Below are 13142 nucleotides of genomic sequence, written 5' to 3' on the forward strand. Positions count from 1 at the left end.
AGGTCAGAGAACACTTTTCATAATCTTTTCTCAGAAAGCTACTTAAAACACTTTCTCCATCCATAAATATTTGATTAGAATTCATATCCTCTTCATACAGATCATTTCTGTCAAGAATATCAGGAAGATTTTTCCTCCTTTTATATCCCACTTTTTGAGGCTCAGCAAAAAATATTTTTTTTTCGTCCCATCTCAACTCTTCTACTATTTGTCTTAGTAATTCTTCCTCTGTAAAACTTCTCTTAGATGTCTTCAAATCATTATATTTTTTTTCAAACTCTTTTATCTCTTCTTTTTTTCGCTTCCTAGCGTAGACAATACATGTTTTTGTACTAGTAAACGGCTTAAAGGTATCATATGGCAGAGAAACCACAGCAAGTAACTCAAAGTGTTTAAGAATAAACATTCTAGCGGATTTGTTAGTGCTTGTATCTAAAATAGCTTCTGGTAACACACAACAAAAATGACCATCTTCTCTTAGTAATTGATACCATCTTTCAATGAAAAGAGATTCACTTAAACTTAAATAACCAGAAAAAGCATCTTGAACTTCCTTTTTTTCATCAGGAGACATAGTGATAGAAAAAGGCGGGTTACTAATAACAAAATCAAATTGCTCATTTATAGCATTTTTATAAACATGATCTGCATCAATATTCTTACTTGTACCTAAAAAGTTATGTCTACCATCAATCCAATATTTATTAAACGGCAACAATCCACTTCTAATCCAAGTATTCATACTTCCGTCTCCGTGTAACACCATATTTACTTTTGCCCCAAGCCCTAAATCATAATTATTCTCAATCCCGAATAAATAATCTCTAGCCCAGTTATTTTGAGAAGGACCGCTAAACCAAGCATCGTGCATAGCAACTAATCTATCTGGTAAATTCTTTTTTATTTCAATTGGAGCTAAAGAATCTCTTATAAGCTTCATATATTCGATTAGTATAGTGCCGGACCCACAAGAAGGATCAATCACATATGGCAATCTATATCTCCCAAGGTGATCTTTTTGAGTAAGCATGATGTTTCTTGCTTTATCCACGACGCCCATTAAAGACAACATAAAACGAACGATTTTAGGTGGGGTAAAGAATTGTCCCTTGGATTGGGTAAAATCTTGAGCTACAATTTTTTCGAAAAATTCTCCCAGTAGGTCTCCTTCATGAATATTCTGTGTAATTGATATTCCTTCTAAGCGACCAACTACATATGCAATTTTTTCAGGAGCAATTCTGGCTGTATCAAAAGCAGGTCCCGCACTTGCTTTAGGTAAAGCTAAATACGACTCTTCGGCTGATTTATATAATGCATTCATTCTCTTCACGAGACTTTCTGATGACTCAGGAGTTAATGCATCACCCAATCTTTGAAATCCATACTCTTTTTCAGGTATGGTTTCTTGTTCGTCAAATATTTTACAAAGTATTAACTTCGTAATATAAACAAATACCTCGTTATTGTTTGTACCGCCGCCACCCCAAATAACTTGGTTTATTTCATTACGAATCCGATTAAAGGTTTGCGGGGTAGTAGCCTTATCTAAGGGCTTAGCATTTGCAGATTCTATTTGCACTTTTGCATATTTTTTCTTTTTAGCAATCCCATAGTTCAACGGGATGGAATCGACAATGGGTTGCCCTGCATCATCCCAATCTTCATATTCCGAAAAAGTAGTAGTATCAACTAAAATGATTCGTTCTCTAAGAATATCTAACTTTTTTTCCACAGTAAAATAAACGAGGTTTCTAGGACGAACTTTTTCTTGTTTACTTAGTCTAAAAAGCTGACCATCTATTAATTTAAAATCTTCATCAAACTTCTCTGGAGCTTTACATTCGATAAATAAAAATGCATCTCCCTGTTTGTTCACATCTTGGGTCCTTACAATTATATCAATTCTTCCGCCCTTTCCTGGCCTCCCTACTGATTTGTAAGTTCTTTCAATTTCTATAACTGTTGCTCCTAAAGGATACTTATACTTTGAGACAAGGTTTAGTATTAAGTATGCTCGCACGAGTTCTTCATCACCGATATTTGTAGTAGCCCCATTAAAATTCATTGCACTAGGATCCACAAATATATTCAGTGTATTGTAAGTTATCTTTCCTGTCCCATCGGAATTATAAACTATATTTTCAATAACATCTTTGTATTTTTCATGATGTAAAATATAATCTATAATGTGTTTTCTAAAGTCTAAGTTCATTGTATGCTTTTCCTCCTAAAATTCATGGCACTAGTTAGTATACCAAATAAATATACTGATTATTCACGTAACTGTATTTATTTGAATTAAGAAGCACTATTGACTATATTTTATACTGAATTCTACAGTCAACGATACCTTTAATATTTTTATGGAAGCTACCAAGACTATCGTTAGTGTTGGCTACTTAATCCCTTCCTGCTGTTTACTTGATCTAGACAAAGTTATTAAATTTCCCAACAATTTTAAAATGAAACATTTCGCCAAAAAAACTCCATTTTTTTCTTAACGACAAGTTGATAGGTATGAGAGAACATATGCTGTGATAATTCAACGTTAAATTTCTATTGTATCTATTTTCACAAGCTCAATTCTAACATGATCCGAATAACTTTACTTTCTATCCACCATCACATACGATAAAAACATCTTCACTCACTCATTCATCAACTGCAGACTCGGCATTTCCTCATCCAACAGGGCTATCATCGTCTTAAAGCTTTCTTGTGATACATTAAACGGTTGATTGGCTGATTGGTGATCGGCATGCTCTCTTCGCTTTTCTGCCAGGTATTGCTTTCCACCATATGTAAGAAAAATCTTATATTTCAGAATTTAATAATCGCCATTGTTTCTGGGATAATAACTGGAATACTACAGGATATCATTAATGCTCATTAGGCTATAAGTAAAGAAAATTCGCGAAAGCGGCTTTGGGATGTAAATCACATGGACGGAAAATGTACCGATCTGTTCGCCTATCGCCTAAGATGGAGGATATTACAATGAATACAGATATAGATATGAAGCTCGTCCGACAATCTCAACAACTTCACTTATTCTTTGCCCCTCCACACCCTACATCATCAGGATTTCCTCGTATTCGATCTCAAACATATTAAAAAGCCCGGTACTACGTGGTTTTACCAACCGCAACGTATACGATAACGTAAAAAAAAGACCCCTAAGGGTCTCTTTTCTGATACTCCATATGGAGCCGAGGGGAGTCGAACCCCTGTCCGAAGGCAACGCCACATAAGCTTCTACGAGTGTAGTCACAGTTTTGATGTCACCCGAGTATCGCCCCGTAACCGGCTATACGTTGGGTCAGCCTGATTATCTTCTTCCGTTGACCCCAGGCGGAGACCAAGCGGCGTATCCCACTACTAGTTAGCCCCTATCCCTGTCACATGGGCGATGCAGGGTAGAAGCACGCACACAGTTTCTTAGGCTGNCAGCCTGATTATCTTCTTCCGTTGACCCCAGGCGGAGACCAAGCGGCGTATCCCACTACTAGTTAGCCCCTATCCCTGTCACATGGGCGATGCAGGGTAGAAGCACGCACACAGTTTCTTAGGCTGCGAAAGCGTAGTTTGTTTGTTGTTTGCCGTTTAATAGGCTTTAGCGTTGATGAAGCGGACGCGTCCCCACTACTCGCTACCCATGCTCGAACTACCCCCGTCGAATCCAAGAACGGCCCCTCATTAAAAAGGGCGCTTCGGATCAAGCGGATCTTCAAGCAAGAGAGATCCATCCACAGCTCTTCTAACTGAAGAAACTGCATAGAAGCAATTTACTACCTCAGTATATCACATTTATCAACACTTTAACACGTGGGTTAAAGGAATTGAAGGTTGAATCTGGAACACATCCCATGCCCCGGTAATCCTGTTATCTGGCAATCTTTTGTTTCTCGCGCAGTACGCGCTGGATATCACGCTGAGCATCCCGTTTCGCGGCGCTATCGCGTTTATCGTATTCTTTCTTCCCTTTACCGAGGCCAATTAGCAGCTTGGCATAGCCATTACGCACATAGATCTTCAGCGGCACAATGGTGAAACCATCCCGTTTAGACAAGCCCAGCAGCTTATGTATCTGCTCCTTATGCATCAGCAGCTTGCGCGTGCGCGTCGGATCATCCGGATTTGCCCGGTTCCCCTGCTCGAATGGACTGATGTGCATATTGTGAATATGGATCTCACCGTTGCGGATCGTAGCAAAAGAATCCCCAATGTTAGCACGCCCGTTGCGCAGCGACTTGATCTCCGTACCGGTCAGAACCATGCCTGCCTCATAGGTATCCTCGATAAAATAGTCATGGGAAGCTTTCTTGTTCTGTGCAAGCACTTTACCGTCCGCTTTTTTGCCCATGAGGATCACTCCCTGAATCGTATTTCTTATGCTCTGATGATCAGAACGTCAGATCTATATTGTATCAAAAGCATGGAAAGGTACGCAAGGAGCATACGCAGCCCCCGTTAATAGGTAGTTTGGGTAGTTTGGGTAGTTTGGGTAGTTTGGGTAGTTTGGGTTGTTTGGGTTGTTTGGATTGTTTGGATTGTTTGGACAGTTTACGCACCGTGCGTCCATTCTTCGCCTTACATTGAAATTCGCCCGCGCCTTAACACAACTACATTTCATTTAAAAAGAGCGCTGATTCCCGTTCAGAGAATCAGCGCTCTTATGCATTCTTTCGAATTACCCGCCCCGGAAGGTTATTTTTTCTTCTTCTTGCGGGTCCGGCCTTCACCGGTGCCGCCGCCTTTGCCGGAAGCCTGAACCGATCCCTCTCCGCTGCCCGGAGTTACGGACTGGCCAATGAAGACGCCGCCCTTGGACTTCTTCTTATGACGCGGTTTGCCTTCACCGCCAGGGCGATCCGGATTTGGACCGCGGTCTTCCCGGCTGCGGAACTTCGTGTTGCGGTCGAAGCCGAGGGATTCTCCCCCGCCAGGACCGGTGTAGCCGCCTTTACCGGAGCCAAAGCCGAAGTTAATGCCTCCGCCTCCTGAGCCGCCTCCCGAAGCGCTCTTGCCACCGCCCTTGCCCAGCGCGCGCTCACGCGCTGCGGCAGGCCCGGTTCCGCGGGCTGCGCCCCCGCGTTCCCCACCGCCAGCGCCGCCGCCCGGCGCTGGCGCAAAGCTCCGGCTCGCATCCTCGCCGGAAGCCGGCCCGCGCTTCCGCTTGCCGCGTCCGCCCGGCGCAGCACCACCAGCGGCCGCTCCGCGCGGCCCGCTGTCACCTCTGCCCGGACCTGCGGATCCGGGCTTGCCTTTCCCGCCGCGGCCTTTACCGCCGCCACCGGGTCTGCCACCGCCGGCGGCCTTGCCGTTGCCGCCGCCATTACCGAAGCCGCCTTTGCCTCCACGGCTTCCAGGTCCGCCGCTGCGCCGCTCGCCCGGCATGCGCGGCTTCATATCGACGAGCTCAAAGTCGATATTGTGCTCGTCCATGTTCACCTTGGCGACTCGGATCTTCACCTCGTCGCCGATACGGAACACCTTGGAGGTACGCTCGCCGATGAGCGCCATATGAGCTTCGTCGAAGTGGTAATAATCGTCCGTCAGCCCGCTGAGACGAATGAGCCCTTCTACGGTGTTATCCAGCTCGATGAACATCCCGAAACTGGTCACACTGCTGATCATGGCTTCGAATTCCTCGCCCACCTTATCGAGCATGTACTCGCATTTCTTCAGCTGCTCGGTATCACGCTCTGCTTCAACCGCCACGCGTTCACGCTCGGAAGACTGCTGGGCAATGTCCGGCATACGGCTGGCCAGATAGTCGTGACGTTTCTGGCTTAAGGTACCTCCACTCTCCAGTACCTCCCGCATCACGCGGTGGATCACCAAATCCGGGTAACGCCGGATCGGCGAAGTGAAGTGAGAATAGAATTCTGCAGCCAGTCCAAAGTGGCCTGTGCTCTCGGCGTCGTATTTCGCCTGTTTCATGGAACGCAGCATCATGGTGCTGATCACCGTCTGCTCCTTGGTGTCCTTGATTTCCTCCAGCAGGTTCTGCAGCGCTCGCGGATGAACCGAATTGCCCCGGCCCTTCACGTGGTACCCGAAGTTCGCGGCAAAAGCCATAAAGTTCTGCAACTTCTCCGGATCCGGATCTTCATGAATCCGGTACAGGAACGGCACCTTCAGCCAGTGGAAGTGCTCCGCCACCGTCTCGTTGGCCGCCAGCATGAATTCCTCGATAATCTGCTCGGCAACGGAACGCTCGCGTTTAACGATATCAATCGCCTTGCCGTTCTCATCGACGATAATTTTGCTTTCTTCGAAATCAAAATCAACCGCGCCTCGGCGCATCCGCGCATCGCGCAGCTTCATCGCCAGCTCTTTCATAAGCCGGAAATCCTCAATCAGCGGGCTGTATCGCTCCAAGAGCTCAGGATCCTCGTCTTCCACAATCTTACGGACGTTCGTATAGGTCATTCTTTCTTTAGTACGAATCACACTTGTGAAGACATCATGCTTCACGACCTTCATATGCTCATCAAATTCCATCTCACAGGACATCGTCAGCCTGTCCACCTGCGGATTAAGACTGCAGATACCGTTCGACAGACGGTGCGGCAGCATCGGAATTACGCGGTCCACCAGATAGACGCTGCAGCCGCGGTCATAAGCTTCTTTATCGAGCGCCGAGCTTTCAGGCACGTAATAGCCAACATCAGCAATATGCACACCCAGCTTGTAATGACCGTTCTCCAGACGCTCGACATTAACGGCATCATCCAAGTCCTTGGCATCTTCACCGTCAATAGTCACAATATTAAGTCCGCGAAGGTCGCGGCGGCCCTGCTGGATAATCTCTTCTTCTGTAATGGAATCGGGAGCACTACCCGCTTCAGCCATGACCTCATCCGGGAATCCTTCCGGCAGCTGATGCTTGCGGATGATCGACAGAATATCAACACCCGGGTCATCCTTATGCCCCAGAATCTCAATAATCTCGCCTTCCGCCGCCGCACGGCCCTCCGGATAATTCACAATACGGACAACAACCTTCTCGCCACCAACTGCACCCTTAAACGATTCACGCGGAATAAAAATATCACGGTTGATCCGTTTATCATCCGGCAGCACAAAGCCATAGGTCTCCAAGTTCTGGAATACCCCTACCGTCTGCAGCACGCCTCTCTTCACAATCCGTACAACCTGACCTTCCATCCGACCGCCGGACTGGCTTCTCGAGGTTACACGCACCAGCACGATGTCCCCGTTCATCGTTCCCTTTAAATCATTCGCATGAATGTACACATCAGGATGATCCCGGTCATCCGGAATGAGAAAAGCGAACCCTTTGGCATGAGCCTGCAATCGTCCGCGAATTAGATCCATTCTTTCCGGTACACCATAAGCAGCACCCCGGGTTAAAATAATTCTTCCATCCTGCTCCAAGTCAGCCAGCAGCTCTTCAAACTCCTTGAACTCCTGACTGGTCTCCAGCCCGAAATGGCCCACCAGCTCGTCATACGTCAACGGCTTATAAGCGGTCTCCCGCATAAAATCCAGCAATGTCTCTTGTGATATCATTATCGTCACCTTGCCTTCCATGGCAGCCTTTTGCCGCCGGCATTATATGTATGTTTCTTCCTATAATAACTTCATACCCTAGTATACACGAAATCAATCTTGATCATCCCTATTCTTGTCCACCCGCACAGAAGATCCTTAAAAAAGACAACAAAAAACCTCCGCCCGGTTCATTCCGAATAGAGCGAAGGTTGATTTCATCATATGCGCAAAAATAGTTCACTAGTCAACAAAAACAGCCACTAGGATAGACATGATAAAGAATCCGGCTGCCAGTCCAACTGTAACACGTTGAAGAACAAGCTCCATTCCGCGTGCCTTTGATTTACCGAAGAGATGCTCAGCGCCGCCTGAGATGGCACCGGAGAGACCTGCGCTTTTTCCCTTTTGCAGAAGAACCACCGCGATCAAACCTACGGAGAAAATAAGGAGCACTACTTTCAAAAAGATATCCATTAACTTCCACCTCCTACGCCTAAGCATCACTATCTATGGTAATTAAGACATTCACGTTTCATAAACAGCATTTTTATTTTATCATAGCACGTTAGCTAATACAACCATTTAACCACTAATTCCTGGGTTTGACTTCTTGTATTTCAAAAAAAAATGCCCCGCAGCCTCGAAAGGCTTGCGGGACATTGTAACCTGAAGCATCTCCGGTTAAGAAGAGCTATTATCTTTTCAGGTTGTAGAAGGATTTCAGGCCGTTGTATTGAGCCAATTCACCCAGTTCGTCTTCGATGCGAAGCAATTGGTTGTATTTAGCAACACGGTCTGTACGGGAAGGAGCACCTGTTTTGATTTGACCAGCATTAGTCGCAACAGCGATGTCAGCGATTGTGCTGTCTTCGGATTCACCGGAACGGTGGGAGATAACAGCTGTGTAACCAGCGCGTTTAGCCATTTCGATAGCGTCGAAAGTTTCAGTCAATGTACCAATTTGGTTAACTTTAACCAAGATGGAGTTACCGATACCTTTTTCGATACCTGTTGCAAGACGCTCAGTGTTTGTAACGAACAAGTCGTCACCAACCAATTGGACTTTGTCGCCCAATTTTTCAGTAAGCAATTTCCAGCCATCCCAGTCGTCTTCGGACATACCGTCTTCGATTGTGATGATTGGGTATTTCTCAACCCAAGAAGCAAGAAGGTCAACATACTCAGCGGAAGTGTAAGATTTACCTTCGCCAGCAAGTGTGTATTTACCGTCTTTGTAGAACTCAGTAGAAGCAACGTCCATACCCAGGAATACGTCAACACCTGGTTTGTAACCTGCTTTTTCGATAGCTTCGATGATTGTAGTGATAGCTTCTTCATTCGAACCAAGGTTCGGTGCGAAACCACCTTCGTCACCTACAGCTGTGTTCAAGCCTTTGGAGCTAAGAACGGATTTCAAGTTGTGGAAGATTTCTGCGCCGATGCGAAGAGCTTCTTTGAAGCTTGGAGCGCCTACAGGCAGAACCATGAATTCTTGAACGTCGATGTTGTTGTCAGCATGCTCGCCACCGTTGATGATGTTCATCATTGGTACTGGAAGAGCTTTAGCGTTGAATCCGCCCAGGTATACGTACAAAGGAATATCCAGAGCTGCTGCAGCTGCACGAGCTACGGCCATGGATACAGCCAGGATTGCATTAGCGCCCAGTTTGCCTTTGTTATGAGTTCCGTCCAAAGCGATCATCAGTTTGTCGATGCCCACTTGGTCAAGAGCGTCCATACCGATTACTTCTGGAGCGATAACTTCATTTACGTTCTCAACAGCTTTCAGAACGCCTTTACCCATGTAACGGGATTTGTCGCCATCACGAAGCTCAACAGCTTCATGAGCGCCAGTGGAAGCGCCGGAAGGAACGATAGCGCGGCCTTTAGCGCCGGATTCCAGATAAACGTCAACCTCTACCGTAGGGTTACCGCGGGAGTCAAGGACTTCGCGTGCATACACATCAGAAATAATAGTCATGTAAGTTAATCTCCTTTTAACATTGGTTTTTTGGTAAAACAATTAGCAAAACGGAATTCAGCTTATTTACGGCTGGCAATCATGGATTGTCCGGTCATTTCCGCTGGTTGCGGAAGTCCCATCAGATCCAGAATGGTTGGCGCTACATCAGCAAGAATACCGGATTCGCGCAATACTACATCGTTGGATGTCAAGATGAAAGGAACCGGATTTGTCGTGTGAGCCGTAAACGGACGGCCTTCTTCGTCAAATACCATGTCCGCATTACCGTGGTCGGCGATAATGATCGCTACGCCGCCTTTAGCAACAACGGCATCCACTACCTTGCCAACACATTCATCCGTAACTTCTACAGCCTTGATTGTTGGCTCCAGCATACCGGAGTGTCCAACCATATCAGGGTTCGCAAAGTTAAGGATAATGGCATCTTGTCTGTCTGCTTCGATCTCCGCTACGCAGGCCGCTGCCACTTCGTAAGCGCTCATCTCAGGTTGCAGATCATAGGTTGCCACTTTCGGAGAGTTGATCAGGATACGGGTTTCACCCGGAAGCTCCTCATCGCGTCCACCGCTGAAGAAGAAGGTAACGTGAGGATACTTTTCAGTCTCCGCGATACGCAGCTGCTTCTTGTTATTCTGTACAAGCACTTCACCCAAGGTATTATCCAGGTTCTTCGGCGAGTAGGCTACGAAGCCTTGTACCGTTTCGCTGAATGTGGTCAGGCATACGAAGTGCAGGTTCTGCGGGAACAAAGCACCACGGTCGAAGCCGCGGAAATCTTGGTTCGTAAATACTTGTGACAGCTGAATGGCGCGGTCCGGGCGGAAGTTGAGGAATACGACGGAATCGCCGCTTTCTACTGCTGCCAACGGTTTGCCTTCGCTGTCTACAATAACGCTTGGTTCAACGAATTCGTCATATACGGAATTCTGGTAGGATGCAGTGATTGCTTCCAGTGCATTTGTATATTTAGGGCCTTCGCCATATACCATTGCGCGGTAAGCTTTCTCTACACGTTCCCAGCGTTTGTCGCGGTCCATTGCATAATAACGTCCGGAGACAGTAGCAATGGCGCCTACGCCAACTTCCTCGATCTTCGCTTGCAGATCCTGAATGAACTTCTGTCCACTGTCAGGAGCTACGTCGCGTCCATCCATGAAAGCATGAACATAAACTTCATGCATGTCTTCTTTTTTAGCAAGATCCAGCATTGCGAACAAGTGCTGAATGTGGCTATGTACGCCACCATCAGATACAAGCGCGTACAAGTGAAGTTTCTTGCCAGTGGTTTTAGCGCTTCTTACCGCCGCAACCAATGTTTCGTTCTCGAAGAATTCTCCGTCGCGGATGGACTTGTCGATACGGGTCAGATCCTGGTATACGATCCGGCCTGCGCCGATGTTAAGGTGTCCGACTTCGGAGTTCCCCATTTGTCCTTCCGGCAGTCCCACAGCTTCACCGCAAGCGGTAAGCGTGGTGTTCGGATATTCTTTCAGGTAACGGTCGTAGTTCGGTTTATTGGCTTGAGCAACCGCGTTGCCTTCAGCCGTATTGCGCAAACCGAACCCATCCATAATGATCAAAGCAACGGGTCTTGGTGCTGACATCCTTACTTCGCCCCCTCAACTAGTGAAACGAAGGAAGCAGGCTGCAAGCTGGCACCGCCGACAAGAGCGCCGTCGATGTCGCTTTGTCCCATATACTCAGTTACGTTCTCAGGCTTCACGCTGCCGCCGTATTGAATACGTACCACTTCAGCAGTTGCTTCATCGTACAGACCTTTTACAAGGGTACGGATGTAAGCAATAACTTCGTTGGCATCTTCGGAAGTGGAAGATTTGCCTGTGCCGATGGCCCAGATAGGCTCATAAGCGATAACCACTTGTGCTGCTTGTTCTGCACTAAGGCCGGCAAATGCCGCTTCAGTTTGAACTTTGCATACGTCTTTAGTCTGGTCAGCTTCACGCTCTTCAAGCTTCTCGCCTACGCAGACAATTGGAGTGATGCCGTGGCGGAATGCCGCATGCATCTTTTTGTTAACGATTTCGTCCGTTTCACCGAAATAGGCACGGCGCTCGGAGTGGCCGATGATAACATAATCTACGCCGAGATCTTTCAGCATTACACCGCTGATCTCGCCAGTGTAGGCGCCGTTATCTTCGAAGTGCAGGTTTTGTGCACCAACTTTAATGCTGGTGCCTTTAACTGCTGCTACCAAAGCTGGCAGGTTGGTGAATGGTGCGCAGATTACTGTTTCTACGCCATCTACTTCTGCTTTGCCTTTGATTTCAGCAACAAAGCTTTCGGCTTCCGGAACGGTTTTGAACATTTTCCAGTTGCCTGCGATAATAGGTGTTCTCATATCTTGGAATGCCTCCTTCTCGTCTTACTTGTCGTTCAGTGCTTCTACGCCTGGAAGTGCCTTGCCTTCCATGAACTCAAGAGATGCGCCGCCACCAGTGGAGATGTGATCCATTTGGTCAGCCAGGTTGAATTTCTCTGCAGCAGCTGCAGAATCACCACCGCCGATAATGGTGTAACCTTCAGTAGTTGCACACGCTTTAGCTACAGCAATTGTACCTTCAGCGAAGATGTCGATTTCGAACACACCCATAGGTCCGTTCCAAACAACCAGCTTGGATTCTTTGATAACGTCAGCATACATTGCTGCAGTTTTCGGTCCGATATCCAGACCCATCCAGCCTTCAGGGATTTCGTTGATGTCAACAACTTTGGTATTGGCATCTGCACCGAATTTATCAGCAACTACTGCATCCACAGGAAGCAGGAAGTTTTTGCCTAGTGCTTTTGCTTTCTCAATAAAGCCAAGAGCTGTATCGATTTTGTCGTTATCAACAAGGGAGTTTCCGATTTCGTGACCTTGAGCTTTGGAGAACGTGAAAGCAAGTCCGCCACCAATCAATACATTGTCAGCCAAAGTCAGCAGGTTATTAATAACATCGATCTTGTCTTTTACCTTGGAACCGCCAATGATAGCAGTGAAAGGACGTTCTGGTTGAGCAAGTGCTTTACCAAGAACAGACAATTCTTTCTCCATCAAAAGACCGGATACTGCCGGCAGATAATGAGCGATACCTTCTGTAGAAGCATGCGCACGGTGAGCCGCGCCGAATGCGTCATTCACGAACAGGTCAGCCAGTTCAGCGAACTGCTTAGCCAATTCAGGATCGTTCTTTTCTTCACCTGGGTAGAAGCGAACGTTCTCAAGTACGAGTACATCGCCTTCACCAAGCTCAGCGATTTGTGCTTTAACAGCTTCGCCAACAGCTTCGTCAGCCTTAGCAACCGGTTTGCCGAGAAGCTCGGACAGACGTGCTGCTGCACCTGTCAAACGCAGGGAATCTACAAATTGACCGTTTGGGCGGCCCATATGGCTGGCCAGAATGACCTTTGCACCGTTCTCGATCAGGTATTTAATAGTAGGAAGGGTCTCGCGGATACGTGTATCATCCGTGATTTTACCGTCTTCTACTGGCACGTTGAAATCTACGCGTACAAATACGCGTTTACCTTTAACTTCTACATCATGGACACTTTTCTTGTTCATGTTTGTTTCCTCCACACACAAATTTATACAATCCCGCATTTAAGGCATATAATTCTCAAGAAATATAAG

General features: G+C 46.7%; 7 protein-coding genes, 1 other RNA gene and 1 pseudogene. All 9 read right to left on the reverse strand.

Annotation, left to right across the window (positions count from 1 at the left end):
* Nucleotides 1-205 precede the first annotated feature (205 nt).
* A pseudogene (locus tag ACAN55_RS04305) lies at nt 206-2215 on the reverse strand (type I restriction-modification system subunit M); the annotation flags it as partial.
* A gap of 989 nt (nt 2216-3204) precedes the next feature.
* Nucleotides 3205-3696: a transfer-messenger RNA gene (gene ssrA, locus ACAN55_RS04310) on the reverse strand.
* A 190-nt stretch (nt 3697-3886) separates the two neighbouring features.
* Complete coding sequence (gene smpB / locus ACAN55_RS04315; RefSeq protein ID WP_379128545.1) at nt 3887-4366, reverse strand: SsrA-binding protein SmpB; 480 nt, start codon at nt 4364-4366, stop codon at nt 3887-3889.
* Nucleotides 4367-4710: 344 nt separating this feature from the next.
* Nucleotides 4711-7542: a ribonuclease R gene (gene rnr / locus ACAN55_RS04320; RefSeq protein WP_379128727.1), complete on the reverse strand. Its 2832-nt coding sequence runs from the start codon at nt 7540-7542 to the stop codon at nt 4711-4713.
* A 222-nt stretch (nt 7543-7764) separates the two neighbouring features.
* Nucleotides 7765-7998 carry a preprotein translocase subunit SecG gene (secG, locus tag ACAN55_RS04325; protein ID WP_379128548.1) on the reverse strand — a complete coding sequence of 78 codons (234 nt, stop codon included), beginning with the start codon at nt 7996-7998 and terminating at the stop codon, nt 7765-7767.
* A gap of 220 nt (nt 7999-8218) precedes the next feature.
* Nucleotides 8219-9505 (reverse strand): phosphopyruvate hydratase, encoded by a 1287-nt coding sequence (gene eno / locus ACAN55_RS04330; RefSeq protein ID WP_379128551.1) that lies wholly within the window; start codon nt 9503-9505, stop codon nt 8219-8221.
* Nucleotides 9506-9567: 62 nt separating this feature from the next.
* The gene (gene gpmI / locus ACAN55_RS04335) at nt 9568-11112 is read right to left on the reverse strand and encodes a 2,3-bisphosphoglycerate-independent phosphoglycerate mutase (protein ID WP_379128554.1); all 1545 of its coding nucleotides are present in this window, start codon (nt 11110-11112) and stop codon (nt 9568-9570) included.
* Nucleotides 11113-11114: 2 nt separating this feature from the next.
* A complete protein-coding gene (gene tpiA / locus ACAN55_RS04340; RefSeq protein ID WP_379128557.1) occupies nt 11115-11867 on the reverse strand; it encodes a triose-phosphate isomerase in 753 nt (250 codons plus the stop codon).
* A gap of 24 nt (nt 11868-11891) precedes the next feature.
* Complete coding sequence (locus ACAN55_RS04345; protein WP_379128560.1) at nt 11892-13073, reverse strand: phosphoglycerate kinase; 1182 nt, start codon at nt 13071-13073, stop codon at nt 11892-11894.
* Nucleotides 13074-13142: the final 69 nt, after the last annotated feature.

Origin of the sequence: Paenibacillus oryziterrae, assembly GCF_042610485.1 — a bacterium.
In the GTDB taxonomy this organism is placed as follows: domain Bacteria; phylum Bacillota; class Bacilli; order Paenibacillales; family Paenibacillaceae; genus Paenibacillus_AQ.